The 17642-nt window shown below is 71.4% G+C and carries 14 protein-coding genes; 2 read left to right on the top strand and 12 right to left on the bottom strand.

Annotated elements, in window-relative coordinates:
• Positions 1-44: 44 nt before the first annotated feature.
• From fxsT to ABZZ74_RS07425, 5 genes are all read right to left on the bottom strand, one after another.
• The gene (gene fxsT / locus ABZZ74_RS07445; RefSeq protein ID WP_356762347.1) at positions 45-4037 is read right to left on the bottom strand and encodes an FxSxx-COOH system tetratricopeptide repeat protein; all 3993 of its coding nucleotides are present in this window, start codon (positions 4035-4037) and stop codon (positions 45-47) included.
• Positions 4034-5212 (bottom strand): FxsC protein, encoded by a 1179-nt coding sequence (gene fsxC, locus ABZZ74_RS07440; protein ID WP_356762346.1) that lies wholly within the window; start codon positions 5210-5212, stop codon positions 4034-4036. Before fsxC ends, fxsT begins: the two co-directional genes overlap by 4 nt.
• Before the next feature lie 183 nt (positions 5213-5395).
• Complete coding sequence (locus tag ABZZ74_RS07435; protein WP_356762345.1) at positions 5396-6832, bottom strand: HEXXH motif-containing putative peptide modification protein; 1437 nt, start codon at positions 6830-6832, stop codon at positions 5396-5398.
• Positions 6829-7977 carry an FxsB family cyclophane-forming radical SAM/SPASM peptide maturase gene (locus ABZZ74_RS07430; RefSeq protein WP_356762344.1) on the bottom strand — a complete coding sequence of 383 codons (1149 nt, stop codon included), beginning with the start codon at positions 7975-7977 and terminating at the stop codon, positions 6829-6831. Before ABZZ74_RS07430 ends, ABZZ74_RS07435 begins: the two co-directional genes overlap by 4 nt.
• A 47-nt stretch (positions 7978-8024) precedes the next feature.
• The gene (locus tag ABZZ74_RS07425) at positions 8025-8144 is read right to left on the bottom strand and encodes an FXSXX-COOH protein (RefSeq protein ID WP_356762343.1); all 120 of its coding nucleotides are present in this window, start codon (positions 8142-8144) and stop codon (positions 8025-8027) included.
• A 430-nt stretch (positions 8145-8574) separates the two neighbouring features.
• Between ABZZ74_RS07425 and ABZZ74_RS07420 the strand changes: the two genes are divergently transcribed.
• Complete coding sequence (locus ABZZ74_RS07420) at positions 8575-9468, top strand: DUF4231 domain-containing protein (protein WP_356762500.1); 894 nt, start codon at positions 8575-8577, stop codon at positions 9466-9468.
• Positions 9469-9741: 273 nt separating this feature from the next.
• Here ABZZ74_RS07420 and ABZZ74_RS07415 read toward each other — a convergent pair whose 3' ends face one another.
• The 6 genes from ABZZ74_RS07415 to ABZZ74_RS07390 all read right to left on the bottom strand — a co-directional run bounded on the left by ABZZ74_RS07415 (position 9742) and on the right by ABZZ74_RS07390 (position 16007).
• Positions 9742-9918, bottom strand: a complete 177-nt coding sequence (locus tag ABZZ74_RS07415) for a hypothetical protein (RefSeq protein WP_356762342.1) — start codon at positions 9916-9918, stop codon at positions 9742-9744.
• Positions 9919-10058: 140 nt separating this feature from the next.
• A complete protein-coding gene (gene tsaE / locus ABZZ74_RS07410) occupies positions 10059-10619 on the bottom strand; it encodes a tRNA (adenosine(37)-N6)-threonylcarbamoyltransferase complex ATPase subunit type 1 TsaE (RefSeq protein ID WP_356762341.1) in 561 nt (186 codons plus the stop codon).
• Entirely contained in the window at positions 10585-11826 is a 1242-nt protein-coding gene (locus ABZZ74_RS07405) for an alpha/beta hydrolase (RefSeq protein WP_356762340.1), read from the bottom strand. Before ABZZ74_RS07405 ends, tsaE begins: the two co-directional genes overlap by 35 nt.
• A 126-nt stretch (positions 11827-11952) precedes the next feature.
• Entirely contained in the window at positions 11953-13122 is a 1170-nt protein-coding gene (gene alr, locus ABZZ74_RS07400) for an alanine racemase (protein WP_356762339.1), read from the bottom strand.
• Between the two features lie 81 nt (positions 13123-13203).
• Positions 13204-14121, bottom strand: a complete 918-nt coding sequence (locus tag ABZZ74_RS07395) for a L,D-transpeptidase family protein (RefSeq protein ID WP_356762338.1) — start codon at positions 14119-14121, stop codon at positions 13204-13206.
• Between the two features lie 338 nt (positions 14122-14459).
• On the bottom strand, positions 14460-16007 hold the full coding sequence (locus ABZZ74_RS07390) for an NAD(P)H-hydrate dehydratase (RefSeq protein ID WP_356762337.1): 1548 nt from the start codon (positions 16005-16007) through the stop codon (positions 14460-14462).
• Between the two features lie 94 nt (positions 16008-16101).
• Here ABZZ74_RS07390 and ABZZ74_RS07385 point away from each other — a divergent pair, with 94 nt between their 5' ends.
• Complete coding sequence (locus ABZZ74_RS07385; protein WP_356762336.1) at positions 16102-16551, top strand: hypothetical protein; 450 nt, start codon at positions 16102-16104, stop codon at positions 16549-16551.
• 120 nt (positions 16552-16671) lie between these two features.
• On the opposite strand, the gene ABZZ74_RS07380 is transcribed toward ABZZ74_RS07385, so the two are convergent.
• Positions 16672-17634: a nitronate monooxygenase gene (locus ABZZ74_RS07380; RefSeq protein ID WP_356762335.1), complete on the bottom strand. Its 963-nt coding sequence runs from the start codon at positions 17632-17634 to the stop codon at positions 16672-16674.
• Between the last annotated feature and the right edge of the window lie 8 nt (positions 17635-17642).

The following is a 17642-nucleotide window of genomic DNA, read 5'->3' as shown; positions in this document are numbered from 1 at the left end:
CCGCCCCGGCACGGGACCGGGGCGGCTGCCGCATCGGCGTCGGATCAGGTAGGAGGCATCTCCAGGTCGAAGTCGATGCGCTTGCGCGCGTTCATCATCCGCACCGTGGGGTGCTCCGGCCCGAACTCCCGCTCGGCGGCCTGGGTCGCCCTGCCGAGTTCCCCTGGGCCCTCGTCGTCGCCGATCAGGGTGCGGTCGAGGGCGACGTTGTAGTCCGCGCACAACACCCTGGGGTGGTGGTTGCGGTAGAGGGCGCGGTAGGCGTCGCGGGCCACCTCGTCCTCGCCCAGCGCCTCCACGTGCCGGCCCAGCGCGGACAGCACGCCGGCCCGGTTGGCCCGGCAGGCGACGGTGGCGGGGTGGGTGGCGCCGAGGCGCTCGACGAGGAGCGGAAGGGTCTTGTCGGCGAGTTCCCTCGCGCGTTCGGTGTCCTCCCTGCTCCTGAGGATGGCGATCAGGTTGGACGCGGCCGCCAGGGTGAAGGGGTGCTCCTGGCCGAGGCGCTCACGGTAACGCTCGAAGTTCTGCTTCCCGAGGTCGACGGCCTCCGAGCCGCGGACCGGGTCCAGATAGGACAGGGCGAGCAGGTCGCAGGCGAGGTTGGCCGTGCACGACATGGTGTCGGGGTGCCCCTCGCCGTACCGCTGCCGGTAGACGTTCAGGGTGGACCGCGTCAGGGCCTCGGCCTCGGCGTAGTTGCCCATGCGGCGCTGCGTCACCGCGAGGGAGGCGTCCGTGCGCAGCACGTCGTCCGCCTGCTCGTCCTTGAGGAGTTTGACGAGCCGCTTGCGGATCTCGAAGAGCAGGTCGAGGGAGCCCTGGTAGTCTCCGGTCTCCCTGCGGTCCAGTGCCACGTTGGTCGCGAACGGGGTCCAGGTGAGCTTGTGCGACAGCCCGAGCGCCTGCCGGGACCGCTGATAGGTCTCGGTCGCGCGCTCCAATGCCTGGGAGGGGTTGCCGGACAGAACGAGCGAGACACCGAGACCGTTCGCGGCGCGCAGCGTGTCCTCGTGGTCGGGGCCGAAGTGCGGACTGTTCAGGTAGAGCTCGTGCGTCCGGCTGTCCTCGTCGTACGCCTCCTGGTAGCGGCCGAGGCTGCGCAGGTCGGCGCCGTAATTGCGGGCCGTCATCAGCGTGTAGCCGTCGTCCTCGCCCAGTTGCTCGCGCTGGCGCCTCAGGGTGTCGGCGTCCAGTGCGTGGGCTTCCTCGTAGCGGCCCAGGTAGCGCAGGGGGTTCGCCACCTGGGCGGCCAGGCGCAGGGTGAGGTGATGGTCCGCGCCCAGGGACTCGTTCCAGATCTCGAGTGCCTTCTGCCCGAGCGCGGCGGCGGCCCGGTGGTCGCCGATCCGCCCCTGGTTGCGTACCTGACGGATGACCCACTCACACACACGCGCGTCGGTGTTGTGGAGCGCCCCGGAGGGTTCCAGGTGGGGCAGCAGCTCTGCGAACCTCTGCTGGACCGTCGGATGGTCCTCCGGGGAGGCCGCCGAGGGCAGTGCTCCTGCCAGCACGAGCTGCGCCTGGCGCCGTGTCTCCTTCTCCCGCTCGGGGTCCAGCCATTCGCGGACCGCGGCCTGGACCAGCCGGTGGACCTGGATGGAGCTGCTCGGCTGGTCGACCGTGGCCAGCGCCCACCGTCCGAGGGTCCGGATCACCTGCCCCATCACCATGGGGTCGAGCACCGATTCGTCACCGGTCTCCTCGGCGAGACGGTTGCGCATGGTGTCGCTGTAGAGCAGGGACTGGGCGATGGGCTCGGGGGAGAAGAAGGAGCACAGTTCGAGGAGCCGGACCGCTGCGGGCCGCTCGTTGCCGAGCCGGTCGACGGTCAGCCGCCAGACTGCGAGAAGGGACCCCTGCTGGCTGTCCCCGCTGCTCTCCGACCCACTGAGCGCCGCACTGACCTGCGTCCTGACCCGTTCGAGGTACGTGTCCAGGGGCATGGCCGTCTGGCTCAGCCAGGCCGCGGCGATCTCCATGGCCATCGGGAAGTCTCCGAGGGTCTCGGCGATCCGGTCGGCGTCCTCGACCGACAGCCCGTCCACCCTGCGTCGCAACAGGGCGATGCTCTCGGGCCTGCTGAAGGCGTCGACTTCCAGCGCGGGTTGATTCTCCTCATGGGGGGAGCGCCTGGCGGTGAGGATGACGTGTCCCGGCCCCTCGGCGGGAAGGTACCGTTCCACCGTCGCGTCTCCCTGGTTCCTGTGCTGACTCATGCCGTCCGTGTCCTGGCCGTCGGTCACGTTGTCGAAGACCAGTAGCCAGCGACCATGATCGCCGTTTTTCAGCGCCGCCATCGTCGCTCGGGCACGTTCGTCGACCGTGTCGCCCGGAATTTCCAGCTGGAGGCCGAGTTCCGCGAGGAGCTGCGGGATCCGGTTCGGCTGTTCGGCCGGGATCCAGTGCACGAGGTCGTACTGGGAACCGTACCGGTGCACATACTCCTGCGCGATCTGGGTCTTGCCGATGCCACCGAGGCCGTAGAGGAAGACCTTGCCGACCGGGGTGTCCCGACGCAACGACTCCGTGCTCAACTCGGACCGCAGACGGTCCAGTTGTACGTCACGGCCGGTGAAGCCGTTGTTCCGGTGCGGCACGTTGAAGATCCGCGGGGCCTGACCCGGATAGGTGATGCCCTCGCTCAGCGCGGAGCCGGGTGCCTCGAGTTCCAGCAGGGCGAACACCTTGGCGAGAACCTGCTCGGCCGACGTGTCCACCAGCGTGAATCCCGGGAGTCCCCGCAGCACCGGCTCGGGTTGGTGCTCGCGGGTCCGCAGCCCGATGATCTTCGGTCCTTCGGGGGCCGCCACCAGGGCGCGCACCTCGTCGGCGACCGGCGTGGTGGCGAAGTCGGGTGACAACAGGGCGATGACCACGTCGGCCCCGTCGGCGGAACCGCCGGCCGGGGGCATGGATGGGCTGCTTCCGCGCAGCGTCACGGCGATTCCGGCGGACTGCAGCTGAGCCGCGATCCACTCCGCCCAGGCGCCGTCGCGCAGCGCGAAGTCGACCCTCACCCGGGGCACGAGACGCCCGCCGGGTACCGGCACCCGCTGGAAGCGGGCCAGCATCTGCCGGCGCACCGACTCCCTCACCGGCTGCAGCGCTGCGATCTGCCCGTCTGTGATCACCGAGGTGAGGCGTTCGTAGGCACCGAGCAGGGAGGCGGGCTGGCGCGGCGTGTCCGCGACGGTGGCCAGGACCTCCTCGTAGGCGAAGAACGGCTTGTACGGGATCTCCACCGCTCCCCAGTAGGCATCGGGGTCGGCCGCCCGCGGCGTGTCCTTGAGGAACTCCTGGAAGCGCCGGCGCGCATGGCCCCGGCTCACCGCGAGCTTCTCCTGCTCGGCGTCCTCCACCCGCATGGGCACGGGGAGAATCCGCACGTGCGGGGCGGCCCGCCGGACGTCCGCGGCCACGCTGGCGCTGCCGTCCACCGACTGGGTGTTGAGCGTGAAGCAGTTGATGAGGACGTCCGGCATCAGCACCGTGGTGATGCCCGAGGTGTCGCTCCAGCCCGTGCGGCTGTCGATCAGGGCGTAGTCGTAGTTGCGCCGCATGTCCTCGCGCAGGGCGCGCAGGAAGGCCGCGCCGTCACGCTGCTCGTAGAAGCCCTTCCAGTCGTAGGTGTTGATCATCTCGGAGTACTCGGGGGTCTTGCGTCCCGGGGAGATGAAGTCGACGTAGCCACCGCTGTCGAAGCTCAGGGCCAGGGTCGAGGCGAACCGCTCCACCCGCGCCTGCTGGCTGTAGTCGCCGCCGGCCGGCCGGGGCCTGGCCATGTCGAAGCCGCGGATGAGGTCGATGACACCGGGGGTGGAGTCGAGCTCCGGGTCGCCGAGGAAAGGCGCGAAGTAGCGGTGCAGGCCCGGCGCCTCCAGGTCCCAGTCCATGGCGAGCACCCGCTTGCCGTTGCTGGCCAGGATCCACGCCACGTTCGCCAGTGCCATGGTGCGGCCCGTCCCACCCTTGAAGGAGTAGAACGTGACGATGGTGCCGGACTCGCGGGTGCCGGCGTCACCCGAGTCGAACGTCATGACGAGTACCTTCCGAGCAGGGGAAACGTAAGAGGACCGTCGGCCGACGTCGCCGGCGGCGGGACGGCTTCCACCGATGACTTGAGCGCCTCGTTCTGCAGGCGGACGAGCACCTTGCGCAGGGAGGAGGTGAAGCTCTCCGCGTCCGGCAGCCCCCAGCGCTCGTACTCGCTGTGCCGGCCGCGCATCAGGGGCAGCGTGCGGTCCAGCAGTTCGTCGAGGGTGACCGCCCGTTCGGCCGACTCGGTGTCGTCGCGGGCCCTTGGCTCGAGCGCCGTGGTCGCCTCGGGATTGCGTTCGTCGACGGCGGCGAGGAGCCGGTGCTTCTCCCCCAGCATGGCCACCCAGGCGTCCACCAGCAGCACCACGAGCTGTTCGGGGTCCCGCTCCCGGCTGATCCGGTCGACGGTCTCCTCGTCCAGCGGCAGCACGGTCGCGCTGAAGTCCAGCGCGGTGGCGGTGTTCTTCACCAGGGAGACCAGCGCCTCGTGTTCCCCCGGGGCGTAGGGGGACCACTGCAGGGCAGTCTTCCCGTAGTACTGACGTGAGTGCCGCTCATCGGGGGCGTCCTGCTCGCCCATGGCGGCCATGACGAAGCTGACGGTCTGACCGCCGGCCGGGGCGGACGCGCCGACGGGCGCGTGAGTGCCGGCCGCGTCGAACCCGTGCACCTCGGGAAGGAGTTCCGCGGCCGCGACGATCCGGTCGGCGACCGCCTTCAGCACCTCCTCGTACGCCGGCCCGTAACGCGCCTTCAGCCGCAGCAGATGCAGCAGTCCGTCGCGCTTGTAGGCCTCCGACCGGACGCGCAGGGGTGGGTAAGGGGCGATGGCGTCCAGCGGGTGCGCGGGGTCGGGCTCCCACATGACCGGGATGACCGCGTCGGCGCTGCGGCCGGTCCTGGACCGGTGCACGTTGAGGCGCCGCTGGAAGTAGGACCACTCGGCGAGGCAGTACGACTGGCTGAAGTAGCGGGGCGAGAGCAGCGCGACCAGAACCGTGGACCGGCCGAGCAGATCCACCGAGACATCGGGCGACTGCGGCTCCCCGCGGACACCCACGGCCTCCGCGGGGCGGCCGGTGCGCTCACCGACGACCAGGCACAGGTCGTGGAAGAACGACGCGACCCACTCCTCGTCGACGGTGCGGACGTGGCTCAGATAGAAATGGCTCACGATGGCTCCCGGGGCGCGTCACCAGGGGTGGCACCGTGTCGTTGTTTGTTTCGGACATGACGAAAATCTGCTGGTGGGCCCGGGCGGACGCGACAGAGGGCTCCGTGCCTTCCCGCCATCCGTCGTGCGTGCGCCGTACCCGGCCGCGCCGCCGCGTCCCCGCCGTGCCACCGCACCCTCATATCAGCCCGCCCCCGGTGTCGTGTCGTCGGACGTCTTCCCGCCGCGCCCGGCGGTGCGGCATGCCAGATCCGCGGCCGCCTGTGCAGCGGTGGGTGCCGCGTGCCTGCGGACACGGTGCTGTCCCGCCCGGGATGCCACTCGAACGTGTGACGTCGCAGTGGGACGAGTGGCGGGCAGCGGACGTACGGGGAAATCGCAGCGTGCCGCCTCTTCCGCCATGATCCCCACGAAACGCGCACCGATGGGCGTCAGTGCCGGATGGACCTGGAGGAGCTGCAGAGCGGCGGCCACGTGACGGCCGTAGTGGTCCAGCCGGGCACTCGCGCGGCGGGCCTGCTCGCCGGTCAGTTCCCGACGGCGGCGGCGCCAGAACTCCAGCAGCGAGAGATGGGCGTGTGTGCCCGTGAGGACGGAGGCGACCGGGCGGGCGTCCTCCCGCCAGCCGACCCTGTGCAGGGTGCGGTCGTCCGGGTCCGTGAGATCCGTAAGGTCGGCCAGAGCCCCGTAAGCGATGTGGGAGGTCTCGTGCACCACGGTCTCCGCCAGTCGCACCGGGTCGGCGGTGAAGGAGGCGGCGATCGCCCCGTACGCCTCTCGTGCCGAGGAACTCACGCCCAGACCGGCCCACGAGGGCCGCAGGGGCACCAGCGCCGTCCACAACTCCGCGCAGGCGGACGAGCGTTCGGGGACCAGACGGGTCACGACGTCCCAGGCCGACGCCACCGACTCCTGCCACGAGCGCAGTTGCCCGGTCGTCTGCCGGCCGTCCACCGGATGACCGTGCGCGTCCCGGTAGGGATCGCTGTCCTCCAGCACCACCGACAACGTCGGGGCGCCGCCGAGGGGCCGTGCCGTCAGACGCCGCGGTACGCACCACGCGTCGCCGTGGGCGGCTGCTTCCCCCCGCTCCGGCACGGCGACCGGGGACCCGCCGTCCCACTCGATGACATCGCCTCGCAGCCGCGCCTGTGTCCGTCCCGGTGAGAGCGGGACGTCCCCCAGGGTGGGCAGCCAGAGCAGCGCACCGGGTGCGGGGAGGGCAAGGTGCGGGCGCAGTCCGGCACGTAACGCGGCGGCCGCAGCCAGGCCCCCCATGCGGGCGAAGTCGGTGCCCGCGCCGAGGGCCGGGCGCGGACCGCTCAGAGCCCGCAGGCAGCGGCCCAGCCAGACGCCGACGTGAGGGTGGAGCAGTACGTCCTCGAAGGCCAGGACGTCCGCTCTGCGGGCGCGGGTGCACAGTTCCCAGGCGGCCGCCCCGTGGGAGGCCCAGAACTCCGGCGCACCGTCGCGGACCGCGTCGGCGACGCACTTCAGCAGCAACAGGCGTCTGGAGACCTGCCCGTCCCGCAGCACTCGCAGCGCCGCCGGAGAGGGCTGACAGGCGGCCAGGCTCGCGAAGTCCTCGGCCGACATCCGCAGCGCGGCCGGGGCCGTCATGACACGCTCCTGAGCAGGGCGACGTCGGCGAGGACGCGATCCCGGATCGTGGTGGTGAGCAGGCGCAGATCGGCGCAGTAGACGCTGGGGTTGGCGAAGCCGCTGTCCGGGTGGAAGCGGTGGGCGCGCAGTCCGCCGCCGCACAGACGGACGACATCACAGCCACGGCACTCCTCGGCGAGGGACGACAGGCCGCCGCGCCGGGCGTCGGCCACCACGGGATGCCGGGCGGCGGTGTCGAAGTCGTGGGCGAAGATGTCCAGCCCGGTCGCGGCGCCGCCGTCCCGCGTGGCCTTCAACGAGTCGGATAACTCGATGGACCCGTCGCTCTCGACGACAAGGAAGTCCGTATCGGCCAGTCCCACGCTCTCCGACCGGACGTCACCGCCGAGAGCGAGGTCCATGATGTTCTCGAAGAGGCGGATCCGGGTCTCCTGACGCGGTGCCGTGTACCACCGTTCGAACACGGCGAGGAGCCAGTTCGCATACGGCGTTCGATCCGGGTCGTGCCCCGGTGGCGGGTGCTCCCAAGTGGCATGTGGCAACAGGAAGTTGACCACGGGCGGCTCATGCGCGAGCAGCGCCTCGAAGACCTGCACCGGCGGACTTGCGATGTCGACCGTGCACAACAGGCCCGCGAACAGCGCCTCGTTCTCGGGCCTCCGCAAGAGTTCCAACCCCCTCCGGACAGCGTCGTAGCTGCTCCGTCCGTTCTTCGCACGCCTGTGACGATCGTTGGCCTCACGACCGCCATCAAGAGACACGCCTACCGACACCCCGTGTCGGCGGAACAGTTCCATCCAATGAGGGTTCAGAAGAGTCGCATTGCTCTGCACCGAAATATCACAGTCGGCCGTGCCGCGCAGCTCCTGTCTCAAAACTGACAGGAGGCGTTCTATTCGGGTGCGTCCGGCGAGCAACGGCTCGCCCCCGTGCAGAGTCACCCGGACCCGGCGCAAGGCGTGGTGCCGGGCATGTTCGGCTATGCGCCCGGCCAGTCGGTCGGCCGTCGTGGGGGCCATCACGGACGGTTTGTGCCGCCAGGTCGCATCGCGCAGCTCATACACGTAGCAGTGGTCGCACGCCAGGTTGCACGGCTGAGCCACTTTGACGACCCACTCGACGAAAGGGTCCGCGTCGCGCACGTGCCACCTCCCTGCCCCCGGTCCATCGCCGGCTGTCCACGCGCCCCTCAGAGCGACGAGTCGAACATGGGCACCTTCTGCGTGCGGCAGTCCAGGGTGTCCCGCAGCACTCTCGCCAACGCCTGCTCCACAGCCTTCTCAGGCAGTTTGTCCAGTTCTACGGCCATGCGACCGCTCAGGTTCAACACATCGGACTTCAGGTCACTCGACGACGTCTCCATGGACCCCCCGTGCTCGCTCGAACCGCGGAGGTCCGGGCGTGGCCCCGGACTCACGGATGTGGACCTGCGTCAGGACACAACTCAGCACTCCGTATGCCAAGTTGCGGACGGAGTGGTGCTGTTCGGTTCTCGTCCCAGGGAAGCACATAGATCAAAGCAGGGCCAGCATGCGTGGAACCCCTGGCGCCCGTGTGCGGTTCGATCTGGTCAGCACTGCCAAGCCCTCCTGCGCGACGCGGTGTTGGCACCCGTGCGGCCCCAAGTCACCATGAGTCTTCCCCTCTTCTTGGCGAGGTGACGCATGGCGGCCACAACCACTCCCGGACAGAACGTTCCGGGGCCGGGCGCGAGGATAGGAGACGACGATCTGCCACCGTTGTTCCGCTCCAACGACCGCTGGGCGCTGAACCGTCAGAGCGAATCGTTCCGCGCGACCAGGACCGAGCTGGCACTGCTGCTCGTGGCCACCGGCTGCGCCACCCTGGCCGACCGCTTCAACAGCCACGCCCTCACCGCCCTGTCCGCCCTGCTGTACGGCCTCACGGTGATCGCCGGCGTCGTCATCCGCCGGCGTCGCGCACGGGCCCACTGGCAGGCACACCGCGACGCCGCCGAGACCGTGAAGTCGCTGGCCTGGCAGTACATGGTCCACGGCGGACCGTTTCACTCCGCCGTCCCCGACCCCGAAGGACTGTTCCACCAGCAGCTGGAGGAGCGGCTGCGCCCCTTACGTCGTGTCGGCTGGCAGGAACCCTCCCACGATCCCGGCATCCCCTGGGTCCCGCCGAGCGGTCAGCAGCCGCACGATCCGCGCCATCCGCAGATCACCCGCGCCATGCGGGCGGTACGCGCCCAGCCGTTCGCGGCCCGCAAGGACATCTACCTGCGCGACCGCGTCCTCGACCAGCTCGGCTGGTACGGCGGCCGGGCGGGCCAGGCGCACCGCTCGGCCACCGCCTGGTCCACGCTCACCGCGTCACTGACCCTGCTGGCCCTCGCGGCCGCGGTGGCCAGAAGCACCGGCATAGCGGCGAACTGGGACCTGAGCGGACTGCTGGCCGCCGCCGCGGCGGCCGGCGTCGCCTGGCTGGAGACCCGTCGGCACCATCCGCTGTCGTACGCGCACGAACTGGTGCGCGAGGGGCTGGAGACACAGCGGGCCGCGCTGACCATGAGCGTGCCCGAGGACCAGTGGCCCCAGGCCGTGGCCGAGACCGAGCACCTGATGTCCCCCCAGCACACCGACTGGCTCGCCCGCTTCGGCGGATGAGCCGGCGCCGTGGGCAAAGGCGAGTGGACCCTTCACACGGGAGGCGAGACCATCCTCGGCACGACACGGCCGGGCCCTTGCGTGAGAAGGCGCCCCCTCGGCACGACACGGCCGGGCCCTTGCGTGAGAAGACCCGCCCCTCGGCGCGACGCGCTTCAGCCCTCGTGAGACCTACCAGCCCCAGCGAGACCACCAGCCTCCCCGGGCTTCTCGCCCGATCCGGTCGGCCAAGCAGACCCGCGCCGTTCGGTCGGGCGGCCCCGGGCCGTCGGCTCAGGCCGCCTCGGGGCGTTCCGTGAGTTCCGGGTCGGGCATGCGTGGGGGCGTGGAGATCACCGTCGCGGCCGCGCAGGACGCCAGCAGGTCCCGCATGGACACCCCGGACGCTCCGGGCACCGTGCGCGGCAGCGTCTCCGCCCGTTCCGACAGAGATCGTTCCGTGGCCGACATGGACGCCTCCTGAGGAGCGGGGGGCGGGCGTAGTTAGGTAGACCTAACCACGAACTGGATACCATGTGACCACGCACAAGACGCCGAATGCAATATCTTGCCGACGTCTTGTCGGAACGTTCACGCGAAACGACCGGTGTTCAGGCGGAGAGCACGCTCAGATCGACGGTCCCCCACCGCTCGCCGAGCCCGGCGACCGTGACATGCCGCACCTCGTCCGCCGTGTCGCCGACGGCGCGGTGGATGACGACGTTCAGCCGGTCGTCGGTGAGCTCCTCCACCTTGCCCTCGCCCCACTCCACGACGATCACGGAGTCGGACAGCGAGACGTCGAGGTCGAGGTCCTCCATCTCGTCGAGTCCGCCGCCCAGCCGGTAGGCGTCGACGTGCACGAGGGGCGGCCCGTCACCCAGGGACGGGTGCACACGGGCGATCACGAAGGTCGGGGAGGTCACGGCCCCGCGCACGCCCAGGCCCTCGCCCAGCCCGCGGGTGAGCGTCGTCTTGCCGGCGCCGAGTTCCCCGTTCAGCATCACGAGATCACCGGCGCGCAGCAGCTTGGCCAACCGGCGGCCGAGGTCCCGCATCTGTTCGGCGGACGTGACGGTGATCTCCACAGAGGACACGGACGGCACGGAGGACACGGACGGCACGGAGGACTCGGTCTCAGCCGGGTTGTGCGGTGCTGCTGGTGCTTCCATAGCCCCCCACGGTAGCCCCTGCGGGTACGGCCCCCGCGCGGGTGAAGAGGTCGGCGAGCCGGTCGGTGACCACTTCCGGGTGTTCCAGCATCACCAGGTGCCCGGCGTCCGGCACGAGCACCAGTTCGGCCTCCGGCAGCAGATCGGCGATCGCCTCGCTGTGCTCGCTGGGCGTGACCATGTCCTGCACCCCCGCCAGCACCAGCACCGGCATGTCCGTGAAGAGGGCCAGGGCCTCGGTCTTGTCGTGGTTGTCGAATGCCGGGTAGTACTCGGCGACCACGTCGATCGGCGTGCCTTCGATCATCCGTTCGGCGAACCGTACGACGGCCGGGTCGACGTCCTTCGAGGCGAACGAGTACCGCTTGATGATCCCGGCGAACAGATCTGCGGTCGCCCGCCGCCCCTTCTCCACCAGCGCCGCCTGCTGCCCGAGCGCCTTCAGCACTCCGGGGAGTATCCGGCGCACCGCGTTGACGCCGGCGACCGGCAGCCCGAAGTTGACCTCGCCGAGCCGCCCCGACGACGTACCGACGAAGGCGGCGGCGACGACCCGGTCCCGGATCAGCTCGGGGAACTGGTCGGCGAAGGCCATCACGGTCATCCCGCCCATGGAGTGCCCGACCAGCACGATCGGCCCCTCGGGCACGGTCGCGTCGATGACGGCCTTCAGGTCCCGCCCCAGCTGCTCGATGTCGACCGGCACCCCGTCCTGCACCTGCCGCACCCCGCGCCCGGACCGCCCGTGGCTGCGCTGGTCCCAGTGCACGGTCCGTACGACGCCCCTGAGGGCCGCGCGCTGGAAGTGCCAGGAGTCCTGGCTGAGGCAGTAGCCGTGGCAGAAGACGACGGTGACGGGCGCGGGCGCCTTGCGGCCGAACAGCCGCCGCCGGCGCGGGCCGAGCGCGGGCACGGCGGCGGGGTCGACGTCGTCGACCTCGTAGTACAGCTCGGTGCCGTCGTCGGCGTACGCCTTGCCGGGTGTGCCGCGCAGCGAGCCGTACGGACCGGTCGCGTCGAGGGCGAGCCGGGCCTTTCTGCGCATGCCGCGTCCGACGGTGAGCCGCTCTATGGCGACGCCCGCCGCGGCGCCCGCGGCGACCACGCCTATCGCGGCGCCCGCGATGCCGGTCGCCCTGCGCCAGTTGGCGGCCGCCCCCGCGGCGGAGGCTACGGCTGCGACGGCCTCCGCACTGCTCTCGCTCACGTACCGCTCCTCTTCGCCGGACTGATCTTCGCTGGGTCGGGTGGTGCTGGTGTTACGAAAGGGACTGCTGGTGTTACTGCACGGACTGCTGGTGTTGCTGACCTTGGCGGGGCGCCCCCAGTGCGGTTACCCCGGTTGTTCCTCATTCACATAGACGCGAGGAACACGGGTTCCGATGCGCGTGACGATCTCGTACGCGATGGTGCCCGCGGCCTGCGCCCAGTCCTCGGCGGTGGGCTCGCCGCGGTCGCCGGGTCCGAACAGCACCGCCTCCGTGCCGACCGGGGGTTCGTCGCCCCCGAGGTCGACGACGAACTGGTCCATCGCCACCCGCCCCGCGACCGTCCGCCACTTGCCGTCGACCAGGACGGGCCCGGTGCCGGATGCGTGCCGCGGGATGCCGTCGGCGTACCCGACCGGCACGAGTCCGAGGGTCGTGGCGCCCGGGGTGATGTAGTGATGCCCGTAACTGACGCCGTGACCCCCCGGAACGCGCTTCACGAGGGCGATGTTCGCCGCGAGCGTCATCACCGGCCGCAGTCCGAAGTCGGCGGGCGTGCCGACCTCGGGGCTCGGCGAGATGCCGTACAGGGCGATACCGGTCCGTACGAGGTCGAAGTGGGACTCGGGGAGTGTGAGGGTGGCCGGGGAGTTGGCGATGTGCCGCACCTCCGGGCGGACGCCCTGCTGCTCGGCGTACGCGAGCATCTCGCGGAAGAGGGTCAACTGGGCGGCGACGGAGGGATGTCCGGGTTCGTCGGCGCAGGCGAAGTGGGACCACAGCCCGGTGATCCGGACGAACCCGTCGGCCTCGGCGCGCAGCGCGCTCGCGACCAGTTCCGCCCAGTCCTCCCCCGGCTGGCAGCCGTTCCTGCCGAGCCCGGTGTCGGCCTTGAGCTGCACGCGCGCGGGGATGCCCGCCTCCCGTGCCGCCGCGGTGACCTCTTCCAGGGCCCACATGCCGCTCAGCGACACGTCGATGCCGGCCTCGATCGCCTCGCGCCAGGGCCCGCCCGGCGTCCACAGCCAGCACATGAGCCGGCCGTCGAGCCCCGCCTTCCGCAGCGCGAGGGCCTCCTCGGGTGTGGCGGTCCCCAGCCAGGCGGCTCCCGCCTCGACGGCCGCGCGGGCGCACGGCACCGCGCCATGGCCGTACGCGTCCGACTTGACCACGGCCATGAGCTGCGCTCCCCGCGCGCGGGCACGCAAGGCCCGCACATTGGCGCGCAGGGCGGCCAGATCGATCTCGGCGCGGGCCCGCAGGGGCGCGGTCGGGGCAGTGGCTGTCTCAGTCATGGCGCCCCCAGTGTCTCAGAGGGGTCGGACAACCCCTGCGGACGGCTGTGCCGGAAGGGATCCGAGGCCTCGGCCGGACGACTACGCGCCGAGCCGCCGTCCCCACACGTACACGCGGTCCCCGGTCTTCAGCACACCCCAGAGCTTCCGCGCGTCCGCGAGCTGCAGATTCACGCAGCCCCATGATCCGACGGTCGTGTAGATGCTCCCGTAGACGGCGTGGAAGGCCTGCCCGCCGCTGAAGAACTGGGCATAGGGCATGGGCGAGTTGTAGAGGGTGGACCAGTGGTTCTTGTGCTTCCAGTAGATCTTGAACGACCCGGTCCTCGTCCGGTGCCCGGCCCGCCCGCTCCGCATCGGCACGGGCCCGTAGACGACCTTCTTCCCCTTCTGCACCCAGGTGAACTGCCGGTCGAGATCGACACAGGCGACGCGGTAGCTGTGCACGGGACACTTCCCGGCGGCATTGGGGTTCTTCTGCGCCCCGATGAGCTGCATGGTGGCCCAGGTGACGGGCCCGGCGAACCCGATGGCCGGCTTGATCCCGTACGTGGTCTGGAACGCCCGGATGGCCCGGCAGTCGGCGGCCGACTGTTTCCCGTCCACCTTCAGCTTCAGCCACCGCTCGACGCCCCGCTGGTAGGGCCCGGTCCGCTTGCTGCAGGCGACCTTCTGGACGGCGTCCGCGAGCGGCACGTACTCGACGAGGTCGTACGTCCCCGGGGCGGCGTCCCGCGGCTCGACGGCGTCCTCCCCCGGGCTCGGCGTGTACACCCTGGGCGCGAGCACCTGGTCGGGCGTGTCGATCTGCCAGGGCTGGGCGGGGCCCGGCGCAACACCGGGGACGAGCTCGACCTCCGGCCCCGAAGCGTGGACCGGCGGCGCGGGGGCGGCGACGGCGGGGGCGACGAGGGCGGTGGTGCCGACGGGCAGGACGGTGACGGCGGCGAGCACGACGGCGAGGCCGCGGCACGCGATACGCCTTCTGATTCTGATCATCCCATCAGAAGAACGCGCGGAAACGGCGGGACCGGGGTGCCGCGCGGCGGGGTCACCCTTTCCGCCGAGCCCCGCCGCGGGTGACAACGAGCGGACCGAGAGTTTCCGTGCCGCGTCACCGCATCGGCCCGCACGCCGAGCGAGCACGTCATTCCCGCAAGCCGAACGAGGCCGTCAGTCCCACACGTCGAGCTTTACGCGCCGTTCGTCGCACAGGCCATGCCGGCCCGTCACTCCTGTAAGCCGGGCCAGGCCGGCCCGGCAGCCCCGCACGCCACCTCAGCCCGCCAGTCCCGCAGCCGAGCGGGGCCGTCAGTCCCATACCTCGCGCCGGGCCGTCAGTCCCGTACGTCGCGCCAGGCCGCCGGGATCGCCTCCGCCACGTCGTGGGCGCCGGCCGGTGCCCCGTGCGCGGCGAACCGTCCGGCCAGGCCGTGCAGGTAGGCCGCGACGCTCCCCGCGTCCAGTGCGCTGAGGCCGGACGCCAGCAGCGACCCCGCGAGCCCCGACAGCACGTCCCCGCTGCCGGCCGTCGCCAACCAGGCCGTCCCCGTCGCGTTGACCCGTACGGCCCCGCCACCGGAGTCGGCGACCAGCGTCGTCGAGCCCTTGAGCAGGACGGTGGCGCCGTAACGCGCGGCGAGTTCGCGCGCGGAGGCGAGCCGCGCCCCCTCGACCTCCTCCCGCGCCACGCCGAGCAGCGCGGCGGCCTCCCCGGCGTGCGGGGTCATCAACGTCGGCGCCGTACGCCCCCGTACGGCATCGCGCTCCGCCAGCCGCAACCCGTCCGCGTCGACGAGCACGGGTACGTCCGTCTCCAGCACCTCGGCGACGGTCGCCGCGTCGTCCCCGGCGCCCGGTCCCACGACCCACGCCTGCACGCGCCCCGCCTTGTGCGGCCCCTGGTCCGACACCAGCGTCTCGGGGAACCGGGCGAGGACGGCGTCCCCGGCCGGCCCGACGTACCGTACGGCCCCGGCGCCACCCCGCAGCGCCCCCGACACGGCGAGCACGGCCGCGCCCGGATACCGCACGGACCCGGCGGCGATCCCGACGACCCCGCGCCGGTACTTGTCACTCTCGGCGCCGGGAACGGGCAGCAGCGCGGCGACGTCGGCGTGCTGCAGGGCCTCGAGTTCGGGTTCGAGGGGCAGCACGTCCGACAGCCCGATGTCGACGAGCCTGACCGACCCGGCGTACTCGCGCGCGGGATCGATCAGCAGCCCCGGTTTGTGCGTGCCGAAGGTGACGGTGAGGTCGGCCCGCATCGCCTCTCCCCGCACCTCACCGCTGTCCGCGTCGACCCCGCTGGGCAGATCGACGGCGACGACGGGAACGCGGGCGTCCGCGGCAAGGGCGGCCAACTGCGCGGCCTCGGGCCGGAGTCCACCCTTGCCGCCGATACCGACGATGCCGTCGACGACGAGATCGGCACGGAGAACCGCCTCTTCGACCACGTCGAACCCGGCGGCGGCTGCGGAGTTGGCGGTGGGCCGGACGGCGTGGCCCCCGGACGCGGGCTCGGTCCCGGTCTCGGCCTCGGTCCCGGGCGTACGAGCGTGAGCATCCCCCGCGGCGACGATCCGCCCCCCGGCCCGCCGCAACGCCGCGAGCCCCCCGGCGTGCGCCCGTTCGGGGGTGAGCAGCAGCGCCGTGACTCCCGCGCCCCGCCGGGCGAGCCGCGCGCCGGCGTACAGGGCGTCGCCCCCGTTGTCGCCGCTCCCGACGAGCAGCACGACGCGGCTGCCGTAGACCCGCCCGAGCATCTCGGCGCAGGCGGCGGCGAGCCCGGCCGCGGCCCGCTGCATCAACGCCCCCTCGGGAAGCCGCGCCATGAGCTCCCGCTCGGCGTTCCTGACCGTCTCCACGCTGTAGGCAGTACGCATGCGACCGAGTCTCCCCCGCCGACACCCCGCCCCGCACCCCAGGCCGTCCACCGCACGGGGTCGACTGTCAGTGGCGGCTGCCATGATCGGCCGTATGGGAGTCATCTACGGCTATTACGCCGCTGCGGACGACGGGGACGCCGCCGGAGCGATCGTGCGCGAGGACGAGGAGCCCTTCGGGGCGGGGTACGACGAGGTGGAGGTGAAGGGCATCGACCCGATGGTCGACCTGCTGCCCGCCGAGACGCTCATCACCGGCCTGTCGGCGGAGACGGTCAAGTCCGACCCCCGTCGCGGGGAGCTGATCGCCGCCGTCGCGGACGGAGAAGCGATCAGCCTCTCGCTCACGGACACCTTCCGCGACGCCCTCGCGGCCTTCGACAAGCAGCTGCTGGACGCCGTAGCCCAAGGCTGGGCGGCCTCGGGCGACTTCTACACCCCACCGGACCCGTCCGACCTGTCCGACTTCCTCCGCGAACTGTCCGGCTTGGCGGAACGGGCGGTGGGGCGAGGACAGAGGTTGTACTGCTGGATATGCCCGTAGCCGCTGTCCGATCCTGCTGTACGGCCCCGGTGTCCAGCCGCTCATTGCGATCTCGCCGTTCACCTGCCGTGGGCGCCAGGCGCCGGGTTGCCCCAACGCGGCCGCGCTCCCCTCCCCTTGTCATTCCCTCCCCGCCCGATCCAGTGCCTTCTCCGCCTGTTCGGCCAGTATGGCGACGAGGGTGGCCGCAGGCGGTAGGTCGGTGATGAGGTCGACCGCCTCGCTCGCCCACACGGGCAGCGGCGGCACCTCGCCGCGTGCCACGTCGGCCTGGTAGGCGAGTTGGGCCGCCTGTGGATCGGCGGCGAGTTCGGCTTCCCGTCCCCGCCACTGGTCCAGGTAGGGATGACCGAGAGTGCGGGCCGTGTAGGTGGACGGCCAGTCGGAGCCCCGGGCGATGTCAAGGATCCGGTTGCGTTCCGTTTCCTCCCCGCGCCCGTCGAGGATCGTCCTGACGACGGCTGGATCGACGGTGGCCTCGGCAGTGGCCTGGAACCGCGTGCCGATGAGCGCCCCGGCCGCGCCCAGCGCCAGCGCAGCGGCGATTCCCCGCCCATCCGCGATACCCCCGGCGGCCAGCACCGGCACGCCGCCCGCCAGATCCACGACCACCGGCACGAAGGTCAGGGTGGACCGCCCCTTCCTGGCCCCATGGCCACCGCTCTCCGTCCCCTGAGCCACGATGACGTCGGCGCCGAGATCCACTGCCTGCCGAGCCTCGTGGAGATCGGTGACCTGAATGACCACGGCGGCCCCCGCCGAACGGATCCGCTCGACGAAGGGACGCGGATCGCCGAAGGACAACATCACCGCACGGGGCCGGTACTCCAACGCCAGCTCAACGGCCCGAACCCCAATGGCCCAACTGAGAAACCCGACACCCCAGGGCTGCCCGGCCCCCGCCACGACCGGCAACTCGCGCTCCAGCCAGGCCGGATCACCGTACGCTCCACCGAGCAGTCCAAGCCCGCCCCCACGGGAAACGGCAGCCGCCAGCGCCCCACCGGCGGACCCGCCCATCGGCGCCGACGCGATGGGATACCGCACTCCGAACAACCTCGTGAACGCGGTAGCCAAGGCCATTACGGCGC

It is taken from the genome of Streptomyces sp. NPDC006476 (genome assembly GCF_040612015.1).
GTDB lineage: Bacteria > Actinomycetota > Actinomycetes > Streptomycetales > Streptomycetaceae > Streptomyces > Streptomyces griseorubiginosus_B.
Note: the sequence above shows the minus strand (reverse complement) of the source record. Positions and strands in the feature narration are given on the sequence as shown.